Genomic DNA, 20,804 nt, shown 5'->3' on the forward strand with positions numbered 1-20,804 from the left:
GCGTGAATGGCTTCGCGCGGCAAAGCAATGACGTCCGAGGTCATGGCGGTGCTGACATCGCCGCATTGATTTGCGCATATGCTCCTCCCATGCGCCACTTCCCGCCCCGCCGCATCGTCTGCCTGACCGAAGAGACGGTCGAGACCCTCTATTTGCTCGGCGAGCACGACCGCATCGTCGGCGTCTCCGGGTACGCCGTTCGCCCGCCGCAGGTGCGGCGCGAGAAGCCGCGGGTGTCGGCCTTCGTCTCCGCGGATATCCCGAAGGTGCTGGCGCTGGAGCCGGACCTGGTGCTCGCGTTCTCCGATCTTCAGGCCGGCATTGTTGCCGATCTCGTCCGGGCCGGCGTCGATGTCCACGTCTTCAACCAGCGCGACGTTGCCGGCATCCTTGCGATGATCCGGACCTCGGGCGCGCTGGTGGGCGCGGCTGAGCGCGCGGAGGAACTCGCGCAAGGCCTTGAGCGGCGCCTCGCTGCGATCGCGGGAACGCCCCGCCCCTCGCCGCGTCCAAAAGTTTATTTCGAGGAATGGGACGATCCGCTGATCTCAGGAATCGGCTGGGTGTCCGAGTTGATCGAGATCGCCGGCGGCGAGGACGTGTTCCCGGATCTGCGGCATCGGCAGGCGGCGAAGGATCGCATCATCTCGGCGGAAGCGGTGCGCGCGGCGGCGCCCGATGTGATCCTCGCGTCATGGTGCGGCAAGAAGGTCGTCCCTGCCCGCATCCGCGCGCGCGATGGCTGGAGCCACATTCCGGCGGTGCGGGATGATCGCATCGTCGAGATCAAGTCGCCGATCATTTTGCAGCCGGGACCGGCGGCGCTGACGGACGGGCTGGATGCGATCGTGGCGGCGCTGTGGGGGTGAGCGCGCCAACTTGACGCGACCTCTCTAGCCCCGTCATCCCCGCGCAACCGCGAAGCGGTTGTCGCTGGAGGTGCGAGGCATAGGGCGCAACTCGTCCCATGGGGAGCCTCGAAGGATGAACGGCCCCGATATAGCCGGGCCGTCGCCCTTCGAGGGCCGCTAGCGCGGCCGCCTCAGGGTGACGGTGATAGAATTTCACGTCACCGCATTGACGACCTGATACTCCGGCTGGCGCCACACCTCGCCTGTGATCACCTCCTCGATGATCTCCGCCGCACGGACGATCTCATCCTCCCCGATATAGAGCGGCGTGATGCCGAAGCGCATGATGTCAGGCGCGCGGAAATCGCCGATGACGCCACGGGCGATCAGGGCCTGCATGGCGGCGTAACCGCCGTCGAAGGCGAACGAGACTTGCGAGCCGCGGTGCGCGTGCGCGCGCGGCGTCACCAGCTTCAGGGACGGACAACGGCGTTCGACTTCGGCAATCAGCAGGTCGCCGAGCGCCAGCGAGCGCGCGCGCACCTCGGCGATATCGACCCGGTCCCAGATGTCGAGCGAGGCCTCCAGCGCCGCCATTGCGAGCACCGGAGGCGTGCCGACGCGCATGCGCTCGACGCCACCGGCGGCGGCATAGCCAAGCTCGAACGCGAACGGCTTTTCATGCCCCATCCATCCCGACAGCGCAGCACGCGCCGTGTCGGCGTGGCGCGGCGCGACGTAGAGAAAGGCCGGCGCGCCCGGGCCCGCGTTGATGTATTTGTAGGTGCAGCCCGCGGCGAAATCGGCTGCGCAGCCGGACAGATCGACCGGCAGCGCACCGGCGGAATGGGCGAGATCCCAGACCGTGACGATGCCGAGCGCGTGTGCTTTCGCGGTCAGCTTTGCCATGTCGTGGCGGCGGCCGGTGCGATAGTCGACCTCGGTGATGTACAGCACCGCGATCTCCTCCGACAACGCTGCCTCGATCTCCTCCGGCGCCACCAGGCGCAATTGATGACCGCGCCCGAGCGTCGCGATCAGGCCCTCGGCCATGTAGAGGTCGGTCGGGAAATTGCCGGTGTCCGACAGCACCACCTTGCGCGATGCATTCATGTCGAGCGCGGCTGCGAGGGCCTGATAGACCTTCAGCGACAGCGTGTCGCCGACCATGACGGAGCCGGTTTCCGCGCCGATCAGACGCGCAATGCGGTCGCCAACGTGGCGCGGCTGCGCGTACCAGCCCGCCGTGTTCCAGGCGCGGATCAGTTCGTTGCCCCACTCGGTCGTGATGACGCGGTTGACGCGCTCGGCAACGCCCAACGGCAATGCGCCGAGCGAATTGCCGTCGAGATAGATCACGCCGTCAGGCAGATGAAACAGCGCTTTGGTGTCGTGATAGACGCGATATCTGGTCATTGGCATGTCTACAGAATGGTGCGGACGCGCCAGAGTTCGGGAAACAGCTCGACCTCCAGCATGCGCTTGAGATAGCTGACGCCACCGGTGCCGCCGGTGCCGCGCTTGAAGCCGATGACGCGCTCGACCGTCGTGACATGGTTGAAGCGCCAGCGGCGAAAATAGTCCTCGAAATCAACCAGCTTTTCGGCGAGCTCGTACAGCATCCAGTGCGTCTCCGGCGCCTCGTAGACGATCCGCCAGGCCTGCAGCACGCCCTCGCTGAAACTGTGGGTCTCGCGAACATCGCGCGCCAGCACAGCGGCGGGCATCTTGAGCCCGTTGCGGTCGGCAAGCCTGAGCACCTCGTCATAGAGGCTGGGCGTTGCGAGCTCGGCTTCGAGCAGCTTTATCGTTTCCACATCGTGGGCGTGCGGCTTCAGCATGGCGTGGTTGCGGTTGCCGAGCAGGAATTCGATCAGCCGGTACTGGCGCGACTGGAAACCGGAGGACTGGCCGAGCTGCGAGCGGAAGCGGGTATATTCGCTCGGCGTCATGGTGCGCAGCACGTCCCAGGCACCGTTGAGCTGCTCGAAGATGCGCGACATCCGCGCCAGCATCTTCATCGCGGGCTGCACCTCGTCCCTGGCGATGGCCCGGCGCGCGGCGCTGAGCTCGTGGATGGCAAGTCGCATCCACAGCTCGGTGGTCTGATGCTGGATGATGAACAGCATCTCGTCATGCGCTTCCGACAGCGGATGCTGCGCGCCGAGGATGGCGTCCAGCGCCAGATATTCGCCATAGGACATGCGCCGCGAGAAGTCGGTCTGGGCGCCTTCGTTTGCGGGATCGTAGTCGCTGGACGTCATGGCATGCCCTTTCGATCGGTCATCCCCAGCCCTTGTCAGTCGAGGCCGATCAGGCGCGCGGTGATCTGCGACGACGGATCCTTGAGGCCGTCGATGACGGTGAAATGATTCAGCGCAGGTTCGACCACGAGGCGCGTCGGCACGTCGAAACCGGTCCAGACGTTGGCCAGCAGGTCGGCCTGGCGGATAAATTCGGGCCGCTCGCCAGCACCGACCCAAGCCGTCACAGGCGAATGCCCGCGCGGCAAATGCAGCGCCGCGCTTTCGAGCGTCGCCTCCTCCATGCTCATGCGCAGCGTCTCGTTCATCTTGGTCTTGAGCAGCGGACGCAGATCATGCAGGCCGCTGATCGAGAGCGTGCCGGCGATGCGGCTGAAGACGGCGGGCTCCAGCCGGCTGTCGTCGCACAGCATGCGCGTGACGAGATGGCCGCCGGCTGAATGCCCGGCGAGCCGGATCGGCCCGGCGACGAGCGAGGCCGCTTTCGCAATGGCGGCGGTGATCTCGGCCGTGATGTCGGAGATGCGCGCGGCCGGCGTCAGCGTGTAGCTCGGCAGTGCCACGGTCCAGCCATGGTGCCGCGCACCTTCGGCCAGATCGGTCCAGGTCGATTTGTCGAAGCGCATCCAGTAGCCGCCATGCACGAACACGACGAGGCCCTTGCTGTCGCCGTCGGGCAGGATCAGGTCAAGAAGCTGGCGCTCACCGGAGCCGTAGGCGATGTCGGGACGATAATTCGTCAACCCGGCGCGGTAGGCGGCCGCCCGCTCCGCCCATTGCGCCGGCATCTTGTCCGAGCCCGGGATATGGGCCGAGTTGGCGTAAGCATCATCCCAATCGCGCATCGTTACTCCCTCGGACTCGTCCAGCGGACTGGCCGCCAGTCTGCCACCAGCAAGGGCAGCATCCTAGTCTTTATTTTAAGCTTAAAGGATTTGAGCGCGCCCGTGTTTCGGGCAGCGGAGCTGCAAGATATTTCCTGTCGGGTGGGGATCTGGCAGCCCGCTCCGTCATTGCGAGCCAACGGGTCCGCGCAAAGCGCGGCCCGATGACAGGCTCCGCGAAGCAATCCAGAATCCTTTCCGCGGGGGCAGCCTGGATTGCTTCGTCGCTTCGCTCCTCGCAATGACCGCGGGTGTCGTAAGGTGGGCAAAGCGGCTTGTTCGCCTTAGCTCGCAGAGCGAAGGCGGAAGCGTGTCCACGATCTTCGTCATGTCGGGAAAAACCCGTGGGCACGGCGCTTGCGCGCCTTTGCCCGCCCTACGAGATCTCGCTCGCTACGCCTTCTCCACCCCGCACCATTCCGCGATGAACAGCGCCGTCGCCTTGGTCGTCTTCTTCAGCGACTCCAGGTCGACGAATTCGTTGAAGCCGTGCATCTCGCCGCCGCTGGCGCCGAAGCAGAGGCCGGGGATGCCGTAATTGAGGCCGTAGAAGCGGGTGTCGGTAAGCGCGGTGAAGACGAGGTCCTCGACCGCGCCGCCATAGACCTTGTTGAACGCCTTGCCGAACGCGGCTTCCGGCGCCGCGGCGTCGGTCAGCTCATAACCCTCCGAGAGGAAGCCGGACCATTCGACCTGCGGCGGATTGTTGGCGAGGAAGCGGTGGCTGCGCGAGGCGGCGGCAACGCAGGCCAAAATCTCCTTCTGGTGATCGGCGACCGACCAGCCCGGCAGGATGGCAATGCGGCAATCGACATCGCACCAGGCCGGCACGCTGGAGGCCCAGTCGCCGCCCTTGATGATGCCGGGGTTGAAGTTGATGGGATGGTTCAGCGTCTTGAAATGGCGGTCGGCCTTGGCGCGCTCGTTCCACTCGATCTCGAGCTTCTGCAGCGCGTGGACGAGATGATAGGCCGCCATGATTGCGTTGGAGCCGGAGCCGGCAAAGGCGACGTGGGTCGGATGCCCCTTCACGCGCAGGCGGAACCAGATCACGCCGACCTGCGAGCGCACCATCTTGCCGGCGGTCGGCTCCGGAATGAAGCAGGCATCGGCGCGATAGCCGCGCTGCAGCGTCGAGAGCGCGCCGACGCCGGTGCTCTCCTCCTCGATCACCGACTGGAAGTGGATCCGCGCCGTCGGCTTGAAGCCCGCGGCCCTGACCGCATCGAGCGCATAGAGCGCGCCGATGGTGCCCGACTTCATGTCGCAGGCGCCGCGGCCGAACATCTTGCCGTCCTTGATGACAGGCGAGAACGGCGGCGTGTCCCACAATTCCAGCGGTCCTGCCGGCACCACGTCGCAGTGCCCCTGGAGGATCAGCGATTTGCCGGCCTCGGTCGCGGGACGATAGGTGCCGACCACGGTGCGTGCCTTGGAGAAGTCGTGCTCGATCGGACCGAAGCCGCGGAGGTCCTTGAGATCGTCGCCATTGATATGCCAGTCGTCGACCTCATACCCCCGCGCGCGCAGGAGATCGCCGATCATGTCCTGACACGGTCCCTCCGCCCCGCGGGTCGAGGGGATCGCGACGAAGTCTCTTGTGGTCGCAAGCTGGGCTTCGAAGCCGGCGTCGACGGCGTCAAGAATCCTCTGCTGCGTTTCGGCATTCATCAGGCAAACTCCGGGCATCCAGTTGGTCAAGGGTGCGCGCAAGCTAGCCGATTTCAGCCGTTCGGGTACTCCACAAAATAAGCATCCCGCAATGCATCTTCGAGCAGTCGGCCCTCCGAATAGCCATTCAGCGTCGCAGGACGCGTGACGCCGTCGAGCAGGCGCGGACACGGCTCGGGCGCGCCCAGCACCGTGCGCACCGGGATGCGCTCGGCATAGATCGGCAATTCGTAGTCCTCGTCGTCATCCGCGACACCCTTGGCGCGGACTTTGGCCGAGGCCTCCTCGATCTCCATCGCGATGAAGGAGGTCGCCTTGATCTCCTGGGTGTTGCTCGCCCGCAGACCCGCGGTGCGGTCCGGGAAGAAACGGTCGACCATGGCGATCACCGCCCGCGCCTTCTCTTCAGGGTCGGTGACGAGATAGGCGGTGCCGAACGCCATAACGGCGCGATAGTCGGCCGAGTGGTTGAAGCCGCAGCGCGCCAGCACGAGGCTGTCGAGATGGGCGACCGTCAGACACACGCGTTCGCCCTTGGTCTGGTTGCGCAGCATGCGGCTTGCGCTCGAGCCGTGCCAGTAAAGCTTCTTGCCCTCGCGCCAGAAGAAGGTCGGCGTGCAATAGGGCTGGCCGTCGATGACATAGGAGACGTGGCACAGCATCGAGGAATCCAGGATGCGATGAACCGTCTCGTGATCGTAGAAGCCGCGGTCGTGACGGCGCTTGACCTGGTTGCGCGCTGACGTCGGATAGGAATTTTGGCTCTCGGTCTGGCTCACGGCCGCTCCTGTCGGGATTGGAACAATTCCAGGAGAGTTGTAGCGGCCGATTTGGTCTGCGATAGTGCCAATTCCATGCAAAAAATTCCGACCAATTCTCCCGCCAAGACCTCTTCTACGGCAAAGGCCGAGCTGCCGCTCGACCTCACCGGGGCGCACATCACGGCCGGCGCGTCCGCCGCGCACCGGCTGTACCAGGCGCTGTGCGAGATGATCGTCTCCGGCCTCGTCAAGCCCGGCGAGCCGCTGCCGCCGTCGCGGACGCTGGCGAAGCAGACGGGCTTCCGGCGCAACGCCGTCGTCACGGCGTATGAGCGGCTGATCGCCGATGGTTTTGCCGACGCAACCGTCGGCTCAGGCACGTTCGTCGCCGCACGCATTCCGGCACGCACGAACGGACCGAAGAAGCCGAAAATCGTGGTCGAAGCTCCGCGGCAAGGCGCGTTCGCGCTCGGCTGCACCCATATCGACGAGCGTGCGGTACAGCGCTTTCGCGCCTTCGTCGGCCGGCGGATGCGCGCGTTCGGGTCCGAGCATCTGCATTATGGCGATCCTCGCGGCAGCCGCGAGCTGCGCGCCGCGATCGCCGATCACCTGCTGTCGGCGCGCGGCCTGCGCTGCGATCCCGACCAGATCATGCTGACCTCGGGCACGCTGCACGCGCTGCGCATCGTGCTGAGCGCGATCCTCAAGCCCAATGATCAGGTCTGGTGCGAAGATCCTGGTTACCCCGCAGCGCGAAAAACCATCGCACATTGCGGCTATCGCGCCGTGCCCGTTCCCGTCGACGAGCACGGCATGCGTGTCGCCAAGGGACGCACAGCAGGTCCCAACGCACGCGCGGCCTATGTGACGCCATCGCACCAGTTTCCGCTGGGCGTGCAGATGTCGATGCCACGGCGGCTGGAGCTGTTGGACTGGGCCAGGCAAGCCGGCGCCTTCGTGCTGGAGGACGATTACGACAGCGAGTTCCGCTATGATGGGGCGCCGCTGATGTCGCTCGCCGGCATCGATCATCTGCAGCGCGTGATCTACATGGGCACGTTCGCCAAGACGCTGTTTCCGGGCCTGCGCATCGGCTATTGCGCCCTGCCCGAGCGCCTGATCTCCGATGTGACTGCCGCCCGCGCCGCGCTCGACCGTTTTCCCGGCACGCTGATGGAAGGCGCGGTGGCCGACATGCTCAATTCCGGCGCGTTCGCTGCGAACCTCAAGCGCGTGCGAAAGCTCTATCGCGAGGCCCGCGATGCGCTGGCCGAAACGCTGGAGGCGGCCTCCGACGGCGCGCTGTCCGTGCCGGTGCCCTCGCAGGGGCTACACCTTGTCGCCCGGTTCGATCCGTCGGTCGACCTGGCGGTCGCAGCGGACGCGAAGCAAGCCGCCGGCGCGGAAGGCTGGCTGCTCGCTGACACCTATTCACGCGCACGCCCCCTGCCCGGCTTCGTGCTGGGATTTTCGGGACACGCGGTTCCCAAGCTCGTGGCATCGGCGGAACGGCTCGCGCAGGAAGCGCGTGGCGCCTTGCGCGCGAGGAGCAAACCAGCCCGGCGCGCCTGACGAAGGCTCACTATCAGAATCGGTGGACGGACCCTACATTGCGGCATCGATGCCGGGACCTCTGACCATGCCTCTCTGCCGTGCAATCCGCCTCGCGCTCCTGATCTCCGCTGCGCTCGCGACGACGGCACACGCCGCCACCGTCGGACGCGAACAGGACATCACCGATCTCAAGCTGGGCCAGCGCGTGCAGGTGGATGACGGAACCTGCCCCGCCGGACAGGTCAAGGAGGTGCGCGGCGCGAAGATGACCGACAAGGGTGTGGCGAGGACCAGCGCCTGCGTGCCGCGCTACGGTCCGAAGACGAAGTGAGAGCTTAGGACTTCGCCGGGTCGAACATGCACTGCAGGGTCGGCTTGGCGATCTTGGTGAAGGTCGGGCCGATCTCGCTCTGCTTGGACGTCGGCACCCAATCGGTCTCGATGGTAGGCACGCCGGTCTCGCTGATGCCGCGCAGCAGCGCCTCGCGCAGATCGCGATCCTCGACCACGGCGGCGGCGTGGTCATGCAGGCAGCCGCAAACCGCTTCGGGATGCTCCCAGCGTCCGAGCATCCGCGGTGCACATTGACGCACGAACTCGCTACGGGGATCCGGCAGCCGTGAGGGCGTGCGCACCTGTGCCTGGGCGGCACTGATCGCCAGAAGCGATACGAACGCGGCAACGCCGAAACGAACAATCATGATGGCCTTTATCGGCTGTTTTTGTTGTTGGCAATCAGAAGCGGGTAGCGACGACGATCGGCTGCTGTGGCGCCGGAGTGGCGACCGGCGAGCCACTGTACTGGAAGGTTCCGATCCCGGGAAGATTGCCGTCGGGCGTGCCCGCGAACGAGGAACCGGCAAGCACGAAACCGAAGGCAAGGATGAAGCTGAGCGTGCGCATGATCTTGTGTCCCAATCGGTAGTCGGCGGTTCCGCCGTCGTCGTTGTGAGCCTGATAACCATGCGTCGTTTCGCGCGTGATGCGCCAAAAGCGGAAAATGGTTTCGTCTTTGTGAGAATTGTTTCGTCGCGCTGGAGGCGACGAAACATTCAGCGAAAAATCCCAATCTTTTCAGATGGGTCACACAGCGTCTCAAAGCGGCGTTGCAAGCTCACGTCGCGCTTGAAGGCAGGCCGGGCACAGCGCGCCGTCATGTTCGCGCCTTATGCGCTTCACATGCATTTTACGCTTTTCTGCTTAAGAGAAGCCCGAACGAAGGCTGGGTCCGATCGAACCGGGGGCGCTTCGACTGCGACCCAAGCCATCGAAACCGAGAAGCCCGGAACCACCGGGCGCGTTCAGTCGAGGGATGGCCATCATGACGGCGCAAGATCGCGCAACAGCGCGCGACGCGGACACGGGCCGCGCCGACCAACATACCAATCGCATTCGCGTCGCGTCAGTCGGCGCAATGTCGCTGCAGTCGGGCCGCGGCTACGAGGCCGCGCCGCAAGCATGCGTGCGGCTGACCGGCTCGCATCTCGTCAAACCACAGACCAGCCGCACGCTCGTCACTGAGTGAACGCAAACGCGTCACTGCGTGAACGCAAGTGCGCCACTGTGAACACAAGCGTCACTGTGAACGCGCGTGCATCACTGTGTGAAGAATTCGCCGCACTTCTGCACGTTGGCGTCCGCCGGTCCCCACGGCATGATCGGCACGGTTGAGGTCGAGTTCTTCGGCGAGCCCTCGATCAGCTTGTCCGAGTAGACCATGTAGACCAGCACGTTGCGCTTGGCGTCGCAGCCGCGCACGATCTGCATCTTCTTGAAGAACAGTGAGCGGCGCTGACGGAACATGTCGTCGCCCTGCTCCATCTTGCCCTTGAACTTGATCGGGCCGACCTGGCGACAGGCCAGCGAGATGTCCGAGACCTCCTCGGCAAGGCCGAGCCAGCCCTTGAAGCCGCCCTTCTCAGGCACCGTGAAATGACAGGCGACGCCCTCGACTTCGGGGTCGTCGAGGCCATAGGTCGCGAGCTTGTCGTTCGGGCTCATCCATTTGAACACAGTGGAGCGGCGGAAGATCAGATCGGGCTCATCGGCGGCGGATGCGGAAGCGAGCGGCAGGGCCAAAGCCACGAGGAATAAAGCAAGGCCTTTCAAGCGGATGCCGGAAAGACCGGGGAAACGAGATGACATGAAGTTCTCCGGTAACAAGTCCCGGCAATGTAGGCATGCGCTGGCGTCTCAGGAAGAGACAGGCGGTCGAGCGCGGCCGCCGTTTACCGCTCCGTGAGGCTTTTTTGCTACGTCCTGAACAAAAGTAGCTGATGCCAGAACTGCTTTGCTGGTGAACGCGTATCCCCTCTGCGAGACTAACGTTTGATTGGGATTATGGATTCGAGGATGAACAGCGTGAACGGGTCTGGTTTTTCTGCCAAGCCGACGCGGCTATGGCAGGTCGCCATTTTGACGGCGGCGGGTGCGATCGGCACGGCAAGTCAGGCGGACGCTGCATTTTACTATTGGACGGATTATTCGGACGGCTCCTATGGCCGGCAGGAACGGCATCCCGAGATGCCGCGACAGAAGCCGCAAAAGCACGGCGCCTCCAGCAAGAAAAAGGAAACCGTCGTCGAGAAGGAAGCCGGCACCAAGCCGCAAGGCCCGCTCGTCATCGTCGTCTCGATCGACCGGCAGAAGGTCACGATCTACGACACCAACGGCGTGTTCGCGGAATCTCCGGTGTCGACCGGCATGAAGGGCCATTCGACGCCGATGGGTGTGTTCAGCGTCATCCAGAAGCACAAATTCCACCACTCCAACATCTATAGCGGCGCGCCGATGCCGTACATGCAGCGGATCACCTGGTCCGGCGTCGCAATGCATGCCGGCGTGCTGCCGGGCTATCCGGCTTCGCACGGCTGCATCCGCATGCCGATGGCATTCGCAGTGAAGATGTGGAACTGGACCAAGATGGGCGCGCGCGTCATCGTCACGCCCGGCGAGATGACGCCGCATAGCTTCCAGCACCAGATGCTCGTTTCGGTGCGCGTGCCGCCGCAGCCCGCGGCGAGCCTCGAGTCGCCGACTAATGTCGGCGACAAGGCCGACAAGGGCGCGGCACCGGCCAAGGTCACTGAGGCCAAGCCGCAGGAGACCAGGACTGCGAGCGCCGACAGCGTGCTCGAGCTGCGCTCGTCGGTTGGCCACACCGTCATGTCGGACATGACCACGGGCAATGCACCCGCCCATGAGGATTCGGCCAAGCCGGCCGACAAGTCCGAGACGAAGACCGCCGAGGCGTCAGATACATCCAAGCCGCAGTCGGACGACGTTGCAAAACCGGCGAGCACTGACGCGAAGCCGGCTGACGCCGCTGACGCGCCGAAGGCAGCCGCGACCACCGGCGACAAGCCCGCGGACCAGGCCCAGGCTGCGAAGACCGCGCCTGAACCCGCCAAAGCGGAGCCCACCAAGACCGAGTCAGCCGACACTGCGAAGAAGCCCGACGCGGCCGTGACAGCCACGGCGCCCGCAGCCGATGCCAAGAAGGACGAGACCCGCGTCGCCGATCCCGCGCCGGCGGCAAAGCCGGAAGCGCCGAAGCGGGCCGGCCAGATCGCGGTCTTCATCAGCCGTAAGGATTCAAAGATCTACGTGCGGCAGAACTTTGCGCCGCTGTTCGAGGCGCCGGTGACGATCGCCACGAGCGACCGGCCGCTCGGCACGCATGTCTTCACCGCCGAGATCGACAAGACCGATGCCAATGCGCTGCGTTGGTCGGTGGTGTCGCTGCCCGTCACCGCTCGCGCCGCTGCGCGCGAAGATGACAGCCGCATGACACGCCGCAAGGGTGGCGCCGCCGTGATCCCCGTCGCCGTAAAGCCGGTGGTGACGCCGGACAGCCCGGCCGAAGCGCTCGACCGTATCTCCGTCCCTGCAGACACCATGGCGAAGATCAACGAGATGCTGACGTCAGGCGGCTCGATCATCGTCTCCGACCAGGGCATCAACCAGGGCGAGACCGGCGAAGGCACTGACTTCATCGTCCGCCTGTACTAGGCCGGAGCGTTCCCGATAACGCGGTGTTGAGCGCCCGACTCGCGCTGTCGGCGTTAAGCTGCGCCCGGATCATTTCGGGGGGACGCCGTCATGATGAACCGCAGGACTATGCTCGTTGCGACGCTTGCCGGCGCAATTGTGCCGGCGAGGCGCGCGTTCGCCGATGGCGGCATGAGCCGGATTCCGGCCTACGCCTTTTCCTTCCCCGCATTATCAGGTGACGACATCCGCCTTGCCGCGTTCACGGGCAAGCCGCTGCTGGTGGTCAACACCGCCTCGCTTTGCGGTTACACGCCGCAATATGCCGGCCTGCAGGAAATCTGGACCGAGTTTCGCGCGCGTGGCCTCACCGTGATCGGCGTGCCCTCCAACGATTTCGGCGGTCAGGAGCCCGGCGGCGCCAGCGAGATCACGGAGACCGCACACCACCAATATGGGGTTACCTTCCCGATCGCGGCAAAGGCCGTCGTGGTCGGTGCCAAGGCACACCCGTTCTACAAATGGGCGGCCGACGCGCGCCACAAGGAAGTTCCGCGCTGGAACTTCCACAAATACCTGATCGGCCGCGACGGCTACATTGCCGAAGTCTTTCCGTCGGCGGTCGAGCCGGCCGATACGCGGGTCAAGACGGCCATCGCCAGAACGCTGGCCGATAGCTGAGGCGCCGCGCACCCATCCGGTTGGGCACAATTGTGGCGGGGTGCCAAACAGCCGTTGCAATGACGAGGGCCCACCATCTAGGCTAGGATCATCAGGGGCAGGAAGGTTTTGCCGGAGCGAAAAGCCACGGTGGAACAACGGGATCAATCTCGAGGACAACACCATGCGTGTGGCGGCAGGACTGATTTTGGCAAGCGCAATGTCTGTTGCGATGGCAGGTGCGGCATGGTCGCAGACCCCGGCCGCGAAGCCCGCTGCCGCGACCCAGGCTGCACCGGCGGCAGCACCCGCTGCAGCGGCGGCTCCCGCACCGGCGGCCGCAGCGCCGGCGCCGGCCGGCTTCGTCAATCCGCCACCGCCGCAGCAGGCGCCGCAGCCTGCGCGCGCGGCCTGCAACACGCCCGGCGCGCTCGGCGTCGCCCGCACCGTCGAGATCGACACGACAGGCGGTCCTGGCTTCGGCTTCGAGCATTTCAAGGAGCTCGACTTCCTGCGCGACAAGGAGGTCGTGCTGACTTTCGACGACGGCCCCTGGCCGAAGAACACGCCTGCGGTGCTGAAGGCGCTCGCCGACGAATGCACCACCGGCATCTTCTTCTCGATCGGCAAGCACGCGACCTATGAGCCGGAGATCCTCAAGCAGGTCTACGCGGCCGGCCACACGGTGGGCACCCACACCTGGTCGCACGCCAATCTCAACAACAAGAAGCTGAGCGAAGCGCAGCGCAAGGAAGAGATCGAGAAGGGCCTGTCCGCGGTGAAGTGGGCGCTCGGCGGCATCTCGCCCTCGCCGTTCTTCCGCTTCCCCGCGCTGCAGCACCCGCCGGAGATGGTCACCTATCTCGGCAACCGCAACACGGCGATCTTCTCCTGCGACATCGACTCCTTCGACTTCAAGGCCTCCAAGCCCGAGAAGGTGATCGAGACCGTGATGAAGAAGCTCGACGGCAAGGGCAAGGGCATCATCCTGATGCACGACTTCCAGAAGCACACCGCCGAAGCGCTGCCCGAGCTGCTCAAGCGCCTGAAGGCCGGCGGCTACAAGGTGGTGGCGATGCGCGCCAAATTCCCGGCCTCGTCGCTGCCGGAGTACGACCAGGAGCTGCTCAAGGACGTCAAGCTGCCGACGGTGAGCACCCGGCCGGTCAATTCCGTGGTGACGACTGTTTCCGAATAGCCTGAACTTGTCGTTCCGTTTCGAAGGCTACGTCATCGTCTCCGCGGACGGCATGCTTGCCGATCCGTCGCACATCATGCCTGCCACGCTGGTGTTCGAAGGCGACAAGCGCTTTTTCGAGCAGGCGCTCGATCGCGCCGCGATCGTCGTGCACGGCCGCCGCTCGCATGAAGGTCAGCCGAATTCGCCGAAGCGCAAGCGGTTGATCCTGACCCGCAAGATCAAGGCGCTCACCGTCGATCCGGAGATGCCGAACGCGACGCTGTGGAATCCCGAGCACGCCAGCTTCGAGGAGGCCTGCGCCTTCGCCGATGTCTCGTCCGGCACGGTTGCGATCATCGGCGGCCCCGCCGTGTTCGACATGTTCATGGACCGCTACGACACGTTCTGGCTGTCGGAAGCCCCGCATGTGCGGCTGCCCGGCGGCGAAGGCTGTTTCGTCGGCGTGCCCGCGCGGACGCCGCATGAGGTGCTGGCGTCACACGGGATGAAGCCGGGCGCCCCGTATCTGCTCGATGCGGCACATGAGGTCACCGTGACCCCGTGGCGGCCGGTCAGAGGCGCCAACTAAAACTCGAAAAACAACCCCATGCACAGTACCGGTGTTTTGACACCTGCGTGCAACGCATTCGTCCACCACGCATAATGATCACTGGACGCTGGGTCGGGCTAAACTCGATTTCTGCAGTTCAGCGCGCACGCTCTGAAGGACGCTGCCCCAATCGCCGGGCCGCGGTTGCCGGAATTGCCGCAGCGTCGGATACCACGGGCTGTCGTCGCGGTTCAGCAACCACCGCCAGCACCGATCGAAGCGATTGAGCAGCCAGACCGGGCCGCCAAGCGCGCCCGCAAGATGCACCACGGCGGTATCGACACCAATGACCAGATCCAGCGCCTCGATCAGCGCTGCGGTCTCGCCGAAGTCGTGGAGATCGTCCGTCCAGTCGTGCCAGGACAGCCCGGGCGGCGGCGACTGGCTGGTGCCCGGTCCCTTCTGCAACGAGACGAAACTCACGCCCGGCAGGTCCGTCAGCTCTGAAAATCGTTCGAGCGGAAGAGAGCGGCGATTGTCGCCGCTCATCGCCTGATTGCCTGCCCAGACGAGGCCCACCCGCAGGCCTTCGAGCTGCCCGACCCGCTCGCGCCAGGCCGCCACGCGCTGCGGATCGGCCCGGAGATAGGGCGCCTCTCGCGGGATGGTTTCGAGCGTGGTGCCAAGGGCCCGCGGCAGGCTCAGCAGCGGACAATGCAGATCGAACGGCGGCAGCGGATCGCCGCGGACGACGATGCTCTCGATCCCCGGCAGTCCAGCCAGCAGCGGCAGCAGCGGCCGCTGAACCTCGAGAACGACCCGCCGCCCCGCCGCAATGGCCGGCACGAAGCGAACGAACTGGAGCGTGTCGCCGAGGCCCTGCTCCGCATGCAGCAGCAGGACCCGATCACCGAGCTCTTCTCCATTCCAGAGCGGCTGGCTGAAGCCGCGCAGCTGCAGCGTTTTCTTCGCCTGCTTCCAGCGCCACTCATATTCCCGCCAGCCTTCGTCGAACTGGCCGGCCAGCAACAGTGAGGCCGCCAGGTTGAAATGCGCGTCGGCATAATCCGGCCTTTGCGACACCGCCGTTCGCAAGCTCTGAATGGACTCATCAGGCCGCCCAAGATCGAACAGCAAGGTGCCGAGATTGTTGAGCGCCTCGGGCAAGACCGGATCGTGAGCGAGAACGGCCCGATAGCACGGCTCTGCGTCGTGGAAACGACCGGCCTCGCGAAGGGCATTACCGAGCGTCAGTTGTGCGGGAAAATAGTCCGGCTCCAGACGCAAAGCTTCCCTGCAATAGGCTTCCGCCTCTTCCAGCCGCCCCTGGAGTCGCAGCAAGTCACCGAGATTGCTCAAGGCCCCGGGGGAATCTGACTTGAGCCTGCAGGCTTCGCGAAGATGGACCTCCGCCTCGTCGAGACGACCCAGCTTGATGAGAAGACCACCGAGATTGGTATGGGCCTCGGCAAATGCCGGGTTGAGGCGCAGGGCCTCACGATAGCAACGCTCGCACTCCTCGAAAGCGGATAGATCGAACAGCACGACTCCAAGGTTGCAATGCGCCGCCACGAAATCCGGCCGCTGCCGCAGCACGTGCCGAAACTCGACGATGGCATCGTCGAACTGCTTCCGCCGCGCCAGCAGATTGGCGAGATTGAAACGGGCATCGACATGAGCGCGAGCGGCATTGAGGTCAAGGCCAGCGGGATGTCGCAGCACGAGCCGATAATGGGCCTCCGCGCCCGTGAAGTCGCCGCATTCGCCCAGCAGGACTCCCAGCTGATTGTGCACATCCAGACTGTCGGGCTTGAGCTGCAGCGCCTGCCGGTAGCTCGCGATGGCCTCGTCCCTTCGTCCGAGCGCGCGCAGCGCGCCAGCCATGTTGCTGTGATGCACGCTGTTGCCGGGCTGGAGCTCGATGGCGCGGACGATGAAATCGAGCGCCTTGCCGGGCTGCCCTGCCTGGAGCAAGGCAATCCCCAGGAGTTGAATACAGTCCGCACGATCCGGCTCGATCGCGAGGATCTGCCGATAAATCACTTCTGCTTGCTGCAGGCGGCCTGCCTGATGGTGCGCGAGCCCAGCCTCGAATGATACAGACCCCGACGACGTTGCAGCATACATTTCGATGGGCCCCATCATCGATGCAATTACGCAAGATGCGAGAAGATGGCCCTTCGTGCATTTGAATGCTGAGCAACCCTCGAATTTTCCGCACACCTCGCTCCCGGTCATTCTGCAGCAACGACCTTGCGCGAAGCTGGACGCGCGGCGTGGCGTCCAGCTCGCGAATGAGGGTTCACGCGGCGGCGACGTCGGGTGGATCAGGGCGCGTACTCATAAATCTGGACGCCCGCTTTCAGGGCCGAAGCGGACACGCGACCCGGCCTCAGGAATATCGCCTTGTGACCCAGAACGGACCTGGCGCCGCTTTGGCTTAGGTACGGACATCAAGAATTTTGCACGAGAAATTGCGCTCGAACAATTCCAACGGGTCGCGCAGCGGCGTCGCTTGTTGGTGCGTCGCCGTATCAATGCGTTGTCACGATGAAATCCGTGTCTTTTCCGGTCTCATGGCTAAATCCGTTGTCGGAAATGATCAATGAAGAGGCCGGCGTCAGAAGTTTAGAGATCCTCTCAACCGTATCCTGAGGTATTTCGATGCGATTGAGGACAGCGTTGGCCTGATCGGGCGACGGTACCGATAGGGCGGCTTGCTTCACGGTCGCCTCGCGCCCTCTCGTCGCACCCTCGATGCGACGAAATTCATCCGGAATCGACACGACGGTCCATCGAATAGCCGTTCCCTCGTTCTGGAATTCCATTGCGGTAAACACGTGCGTTCCCAGCGGCTCCTCCGGATTTTCGATCTTGACCGGGACATCAAACAACGGCGTGAATCCCTGACGCACGAACAGCTTGCTCAACTTACGACTGACGAAGATGGAGATTGGGACGATCTTTTTGGGCGCGCTTGCAGCAGGAACCGAGCCCGGCACCTGGAGACTGGCGGCTTCCGGAGTTTCGGCGTTTGACACCTGTGATTCCTGCGTTGCTGCGGTTGTACCGATGCTCTTGGTTGCGACGGTGGCAGCCTGGAATTCCGATGGAGCGGACGCGGCTTCCGGTTGAAAAAGATGCGGATTGGTTATCTCGACCGGCTGGACATCACCGTGCGCAATGATCACGCGCGTGCCGCGCTTCGTGAGATGCCAGAGTCGAACGGCAAAATCATTTTTCAAACGGATGCAGCCGTGTGACGCCGGATGCCCAGGCACGACACCGGCATGCAACGCTATCCCCGACCAGGTGATGCGCTGCATGTAGGGCATGGGGGCGGCGCTATAGATATTTGAACGGTGCCATCGTTGTTTGCTGATAACGCTGAACACGCCGAGGGGCGTAGGATGCCCCTCCATTCCCGTGGACACCGAAGAGCGTGCAATCAGGGCACCGTTGTCAAAAAGCGAGACTCGTTGGTCTGCTATTGAGATGACGATCTGGAGCGGGCCCTTCGGAAGGGGCTCGGGCGCGGTTTCAGATTTTGTCTGCCGGTGATGGTGCTTGTGTTTGTACGGAGCGTATTGGCCCGGCCAGAACGTGTGTTGGGCTCCAAACGGAAATTGAGCGTGTGCGATCCCTGCAGGGAGCATGAAAATGGCGAATACAGCCGTTGTTAACGCGCGCTGCATTGCTAGTAATCCCCTAGCGAACATCGTCCGTCGAATAGGCGCAATTTCATCGTTTCGAAACGATGCGCAAAGCCGACGCCTGATGCGTCATCCCGACCAACGCGCGAAGCCTCTCCTTCAAATCTGGTCGCAGTGGGTCGAAAATTGGACCGTACTCACAATTTGCGGTGGGAGTTGCCGTTGAGACGGGCGCAATTGCTTGCGATCGACGCGTTGCAATCGGGCAACACGTTTTGGAGAAATTGACGAGCGGCCGTTTACGCCATTGCGCGACCCACATTGATCCCAAGAATGAGCCTCTTCGCATGCTTGGCTTTTCTACACGGCTCCGGCGGAGCCTATGGAGGCGATGGCATCATGACCCCGCCGCGATTTGCGATAGTGGCGCCAACGTTTTGCGGAACGGTCGTTCTCGCGGGGTGGATTGCTGGCTGGCTGGCCGGCTTCGGTTCGGCCGGCACCGAGAACGCCCGCGCAGTGCCAATCGAGGACCGCGCATCTCTCGCCGCCACCGCCAGGCTCGCTGACAAACCGCAGGCAATCGCGATGGCCAACGCCGTTGTCGCTAACACCGTTGTCGCGAGCGCCACGGTCGCCAGCGCCGAAGTGGCGACGGCCGAACCCGCGGCAGGGACGGCCACCGACACGACGGCGGCATCGGATAAGCCGGCATCGATCGTCGCGTTGGCCGATCCGTCGCAGATGCTGTCGGCCGATTTACCGCCTGTGCAGGAATCGGTGGATTTGGGCCACCGTGATGTCGCCCAGCCGGCGCCGACAACGTGCGGTGCATCCGGCGGTTCCTCCAACTCGGGGCCGCATGATTTCCGGTATCTCATTTGTTACGTCTGGTCCGAACTGCCGTCTGCCGAGAAGCCGGCTGCGATCGTCTTGCGTTCGTTCAAGGACATCCCGGTCGGAACGCCGGTGGAAGAGATCAAGCGCGCGTCCGACGCTTTCGGTCTGGATTTCACCTTCATGAAGGCGGTGGCCAAGGTCGAGTCCGGTTTTGACCCCAAGCAACGCACCGGGTCGTATATCGGACTGTTCCAGCTGAGCAAATACGAGTTCGGCAAATTCGGCTCCGGAGACATTCTCAATCCCCGCGATAATGCCGTTGCGGCAGCCTACAAGGTCATCGTCGAAGGCATTCTGTTTCAGTGGGTGACGCACAGGGAGCCGAACCTAAACGATCTCTACCTGATCCATCAGCAAGGCTGGGAGGGCGCCGCGGAGCACCTCAGCCAACCCAATCGCATCGCCTGGAAATCAATGTGCGCCACCAGTGAAGGCAGGGAGAAGGGCGAAAAATGGTGCAGGCGCGCGATCTGGCGCAATACGCTTCCGGCCGTCAAAAAGGCGTGGAAATCGGTGGAGAAGCTGACGTCGGAGGCGTTCGTCGGAATGTGGCGCGAGCGGGTTGCTCATTTCTATTCGAAATACATGACCACCGCCACCGCCGATACCGAGCGGGCGCACCAGTAAATTTCCGTTGAGTAGTTGGCAGGAGTTGCCGCCCCCGCGGGCCGAGCGGGCATCACGGCCGCTGATCGGGAATTACGGTGACACTGCACTTAATTATTCGGCCAGACTTGAAGCAGAGCGACCAATTGAGTGCACTGTCACCGTAATTCCAGACTTGAAGCAGAGCGACCAATTGAGTGTGCTGTCACCGTAATTCCCCATTCATGGCGAACGTCACCTCAGTGGCGGCAGAGGTGTCGGTTCAAATCGGCAGATGAACGGCCCAACCCCGCCTCATCGGCGTCGCGAATGATTCGACTTCAGCAGCGGGAGATTGCGCGGGGCTTGTGAACGCTCCAGGTTTCGATCATACGGCTGAAAGCATCGTCAGTCAGATTGGCGAGATCGAGCTTGCCTTGCTCCGACAACGTCTGCATCTCATGCGAGGCCTGCTTGCCTTCCGCTGTTTCAGGACGGTTTCGTGGTCCCAGGAAAATGGTTTCGTTGTGGACGCGGCGGGCCGTTTCGTCTGATAGCCGTTCAATTCCGTGTTCAACAGCCTCGTAAATTCTTTCGATCGTCGGGCTCGTTGCATTGAACCGGCTGCACCGCAGAACGACCAACCCCTGGCATTGAAAATCGATTTGGAGGTTGGAATGAAACGAATTGCTCTGCTGATCGCGCTCGCTGGCTTCACCCTGGTGCCTGCGGTCAGTTCTTCCGCGGCGCCGCTGACATATGGCACCTATTACGATGAGACCGTGTCGTCGGGGATGTGCTTCTCGACCACGTCCTGCAACGTGTATTTCAGCGAGACGCCGGCGGACAAGCTGTTGATGATCAGGAAGATCAACTGCGTTTTTGGCGGTTCGATCCCCGCGCAGCAGGCTCTGCTGTACATCGCCACGCAATTCCACGGTGCGCCCATCCAGCGATTTTTGCCCTTGCCAATGCCACCGGCGCAAGTCTCCGGAGGAATCAATACGACGAGCGTCGAATCCCAAGTGGATTGGCTCGTCGGCCAATCCAGATTTCCGTTCGTCGTAGTCAGCACCATCACGAGCGCAAGCAACATGAATGCGTCATGCACCCTGCGCGGGGAGCTGATTGACCCCGTCCAGTGAACCGCCTGAGTTGCGGTGACAGCCATGGACTATCGCCGTGACTCCCGGCTGCCGTTGGCTTGTCGTCTGCCGGGACGTCCATCCTTTGAGATCGAATTACGGTGACACTGCACTTAATTATTCGGCTGGGCTCGAAGCGGAGCGACCAATTGA

At 63.7% G+C, this 20,804-nt stretch carries 21 protein-coding genes; 10 read left to right on the forward strand and 11 right to left on the reverse strand.

Features of this window, described 5'->3' with window-relative positions:
* The first annotated feature begins 89 nt into the window (after positions 1-89).
* Positions 90-869: a cobalamin-binding protein gene (locus tag RAD16_RS06495; RefSeq protein WP_458157050.1), complete on the forward strand. Its 780-nt coding sequence runs from the start codon at positions 90-92 to the stop codon at positions 867-869.
* Between the two features lie 195 nt (positions 870-1,064).
* Here RAD16_RS06495 and kynU read toward each other — a convergent pair whose 3' ends face one another.
* The 5 genes from kynU to RAD16_RS06520 form a co-directional block, all read right to left on the reverse strand.
* Entirely contained in the window at positions 1,065-2,267 is a 1,203-nt protein-coding gene (gene kynU, locus RAD16_RS06500; protein WP_458157051.1) for a kynureninase, read from the reverse strand.
* 8 nt (positions 2,268-2,275) lie between these two features.
* Positions 2,276-3,115, reverse strand: a complete 840-nt coding sequence (gene kynA, locus RAD16_RS06505; RefSeq protein WP_458157052.1) for a tryptophan 2,3-dioxygenase — start codon at positions 3,113-3,115, stop codon at positions 2,276-2,278.
* A gap of 35 nt (positions 3,116-3,150) precedes the next feature.
* Positions 3,151-3,960: an alpha/beta hydrolase gene (locus tag RAD16_RS06510; protein ID WP_458157053.1), complete on the reverse strand. Its 810-nt coding sequence runs from the start codon at positions 3,958-3,960 to the stop codon at positions 3,151-3,153.
* Positions 3,961-4,392: 432 nt separating this feature from the next.
* Positions 4,393-5,670, reverse strand: a complete 1,278-nt coding sequence (locus RAD16_RS06515) for an ArgE/DapE family deacylase (RefSeq protein WP_458157054.1) — start codon at positions 5,668-5,670, stop codon at positions 4,393-4,395.
* Between the two features lie 53 nt (positions 5,671-5,723).
* Positions 5,724-6,449, reverse strand: coding sequence for a pyridoxamine 5'-phosphate oxidase family protein (locus RAD16_RS06520; protein WP_458157055.1), 726 nt, complete (start codon positions 6,447-6,449; stop codon positions 5,724-5,726).
* 75 nt (positions 6,450-6,524) lie between these two features.
* On the opposite strand from RAD16_RS06520, the gene pdxR reads away from it, so the two are divergent.
* Both pdxR and RAD16_RS06530 read left to right on the forward strand, forming a co-directional pair.
* Complete coding sequence (gene pdxR / locus RAD16_RS06525; protein ID WP_458157056.1) at positions 6,525-8,006, forward strand: MocR-like pyridoxine biosynthesis transcription factor PdxR; 1,482 nt, start codon at positions 6,525-6,527, stop codon at positions 8,004-8,006.
* Positions 8,007-8,073: 67 nt separating this feature from the next.
* The gene (locus tag RAD16_RS06530; RefSeq protein WP_458157057.1) at positions 8,074-8,319 is read left to right on the forward strand and encodes a DUF6719 family protein; all 246 of its coding nucleotides are present in this window, start codon (positions 8,074-8,076) and stop codon (positions 8,317-8,319) included.
* A gap of 4 nt (positions 8,320-8,323) precedes the next feature.
* Here RAD16_RS06530 and RAD16_RS06535 read toward each other — a convergent pair whose 3' ends face one another.
* Together RAD16_RS06535 and RAD16_RS06540 are read right to left on the reverse strand one after the other, a co-directional pair.
* Positions 8,324-8,689 (reverse strand): hypothetical protein, encoded by a 366-nt coding sequence (locus RAD16_RS06535; protein WP_458157058.1) that lies wholly within the window; start codon positions 8,687-8,689, stop codon positions 8,324-8,326.
* A gap of 34 nt (positions 8,690-8,723) precedes the next feature.
* Positions 8,724-8,891, reverse strand: a complete 168-nt coding sequence (locus RAD16_RS06540; protein ID WP_458157059.1) for a hypothetical protein — start codon at positions 8,889-8,891, stop codon at positions 8,724-8,726.
* A gap of 418 nt (positions 8,892-9,309) precedes the next feature.
* Between RAD16_RS06540 and RAD16_RS06545 the strand changes: the two genes are divergently transcribed.
* On the forward strand, positions 9,310-9,513 hold the full coding sequence (locus RAD16_RS06545) for a hypothetical protein (RefSeq protein ID WP_458157060.1): 204 nt from the start codon (positions 9,310-9,312) through the stop codon (positions 9,511-9,513).
* Positions 9,514-9,584: 71 nt separating this feature from the next.
* Here the strand turns inward: RAD16_RS06545 and RAD16_RS06550 are convergent, their stop codons facing one another.
* Positions 9,585-10,133: a CreA family protein gene (locus RAD16_RS06550; protein WP_458157061.1), complete on the reverse strand. Its 549-nt coding sequence runs from the start codon at positions 10,131-10,133 to the stop codon at positions 9,585-9,587.
* Between the two features lie 207 nt (positions 10,134-10,340).
* Between RAD16_RS06550 and RAD16_RS06555 the strand changes: the two genes are divergently transcribed.
* The 4 genes from RAD16_RS06555 (at position 10,341) to RAD16_RS06570 (ending at position 14,407) form a co-directional block, all read left to right on the forward strand.
* Positions 10,341-11,999 (forward strand): L,D-transpeptidase, encoded by a 1,659-nt coding sequence (locus RAD16_RS06555; protein ID WP_458157062.1) that lies wholly within the window; start codon positions 10,341-10,343, stop codon positions 11,997-11,999.
* 90 nt (positions 12,000-12,089) lie between these two features.
* Positions 12,090-12,659 carry a glutathione peroxidase gene (locus RAD16_RS06560; protein WP_458157063.1) on the forward strand — a complete coding sequence of 190 codons (570 nt, stop codon included), beginning with the start codon at positions 12,090-12,092 and terminating at the stop codon, positions 12,657-12,659.
* A gap of 163 nt (positions 12,660-12,822) precedes the next feature.
* Entirely contained in the window at positions 12,823-13,836 is a 1,014-nt protein-coding gene (locus RAD16_RS06565; protein ID WP_458157064.1) for a polysaccharide deacetylase family protein, read from the forward strand.
* Between the two features lie 7 nt (positions 13,837-13,843).
* Positions 13,844-14,407, forward strand: coding sequence for a dihydrofolate reductase (locus RAD16_RS06570; RefSeq protein ID WP_458157065.1), 564 nt, complete (start codon positions 13,844-13,846; stop codon positions 14,405-14,407).
* Positions 14,408-14,485: 78 nt separating this feature from the next.
* On the opposite strand, the gene RAD16_RS06575 is transcribed toward RAD16_RS06570, so the two are convergent.
* Positions 14,486-16,513: a tetratricopeptide repeat protein gene (locus tag RAD16_RS06575; protein ID WP_458157066.1), complete on the reverse strand. Its 2,028-nt coding sequence runs from the start codon at positions 16,511-16,513 to the stop codon at positions 14,486-14,488.
* Positions 16,514-16,902: 389 nt separating this feature from the next.
* Positions 16,903-18,063 (reverse strand): L,D-transpeptidase, encoded by a 1,161-nt coding sequence (locus RAD16_RS06580; protein ID WP_458157067.1) that lies wholly within the window; start codon positions 18,061-18,063, stop codon positions 16,903-16,905.
* Positions 18,064-18,420: 357 nt separating this feature from the next.
* On the opposite strand from RAD16_RS06580, the gene RAD16_RS06585 reads away from it, so the two are divergent.
* Positions 18,421-19,548: a transglycosylase gene (locus tag RAD16_RS06585; protein WP_458157068.1), complete on the forward strand. Its 1,128-nt coding sequence runs from the start codon at positions 18,421-18,423 to the stop codon at positions 19,546-19,548.
* A 299-nt stretch (positions 19,549-19,847) separates the two neighbouring features.
* Here RAD16_RS06585 and RAD16_RS06590 read toward each other — a convergent pair whose 3' ends face one another.
* A complete protein-coding gene (locus RAD16_RS06590; RefSeq protein WP_458157069.1) occupies positions 19,848-20,150 on the reverse strand; it encodes a hypothetical protein in 303 nt (100 codons plus the stop codon).
* Between the two features lie 33 nt (positions 20,151-20,183).
* Between RAD16_RS06590 and RAD16_RS06595 the strand changes: the two genes are divergently transcribed.
* Positions 20,184-20,651 carry a hypothetical protein gene (locus tag RAD16_RS06595; protein WP_458157070.1) on the forward strand — a complete coding sequence of 156 codons (468 nt, stop codon included), beginning with the start codon at positions 20,184-20,186 and terminating at the stop codon, positions 20,649-20,651.
* Positions 20,652-20,804 lie beyond the last annotated feature (153 nt).

This window comes from Bradyrhizobium sp. 18BD (assembly GCF_054185225.1).

Coding starts and splice junctions, on each gene's coding strand:
- RAD16_RS06495 (WP_458157050.1), top strand. CDS start 90: ATGCGCCACTTCCCGCCCCGCCGCATCGTCTGCCTGACCGAAGAGACG.
- kynU (WP_458157051.1), bottom strand. CDS start 2,267: ATGACCAGATATCGCGTCTATCACGACACCAAAGCGCTGTTTCATCTG.
- kynA (WP_458157052.1), bottom strand. CDS start 3,115: ATGACGTCCAGCGACTACGATCCCGCAAACGAAGGCGCCCAGACCGAC.
- RAD16_RS06510 (WP_458157053.1), bottom strand. CDS start 3,960: ATGCGCGATTGGGATGATGCTTACGCCAACTCGGCCCATATCCCGGGC.
- RAD16_RS06515 (WP_458157054.1), bottom strand. CDS start 5,670: ATGAATGCCGAAACGCAGCAGAGGATTCTTGACGCCGTCGACGCCGGC.
- pdxR (WP_458157056.1), top strand. CDS start 6,525: ATGCAAAAAATTCCGACCAATTCTCCCGCCAAGACCTCTTCTACGGCA.
- RAD16_RS06530 (WP_458157057.1), top strand. CDS start 8,074: ATGCCTCTCTGCCGTGCAATCCGCCTCGCGCTCCTGATCTCCGCTGCG.
- RAD16_RS06535 (WP_458157058.1), bottom strand. CDS start 8,689: ATGATTGTTCGTTTCGGCGTTGCCGCGTTCGTATCGCTTCTGGCGATC.
- RAD16_RS06540 (WP_458157059.1), bottom strand. CDS start 8,891: ATGCGCACGCTCAGCTTCATCCTTGCCTTCGGTTTCGTGCTTGCCGGT.
- RAD16_RS06545 (WP_458157060.1), top strand. CDS start 9,310: ATGACGGCGCAAGATCGCGCAACAGCGCGCGACGCGGACACGGGCCGC.
- RAD16_RS06550 (WP_458157061.1), bottom strand. CDS start 10,133: ATGTCATCTCGTTTCCCCGGTCTTTCCGGCATCCGCTTGAAAGGCCTT.
- RAD16_RS06555 (WP_458157062.1), top strand. CDS start 10,341: ATGAACAGCGTGAACGGGTCTGGTTTTTCTGCCAAGCCGACGCGGCTA.
- RAD16_RS06560 (WP_458157063.1), top strand. CDS start 12,090: ATGATGAACCGCAGGACTATGCTCGTTGCGACGCTTGCCGGCGCAATT.
- RAD16_RS06565 (WP_458157064.1), top strand. CDS start 12,823: ATGCGTGTGGCGGCAGGACTGATTTTGGCAAGCGCAATGTCTGTTGCG.
- RAD16_RS06575 (WP_458157066.1), bottom strand. CDS start 16,513: ATGATGGGGCCCATCGAAATGTATGCTGCAACGTCGTCGGGGTCTGTA.
- RAD16_RS06580 (WP_458157067.1), bottom strand. CDS start 18,063: ATGCAGCGCGCGTTAACAACGGCTGTATTCGCCATTTTCATGCTCCCT.
- RAD16_RS06585 (WP_458157068.1), top strand. CDS start 18,421: ATGACCCCGCCGCGATTTGCGATAGTGGCGCCAACGTTTTGCGGAACG.
- RAD16_RS06595 (WP_458157070.1), top strand. CDS start 20,184: ATGAAACGAATTGCTCTGCTGATCGCGCTCGCTGGCTTCACCCTGGTG.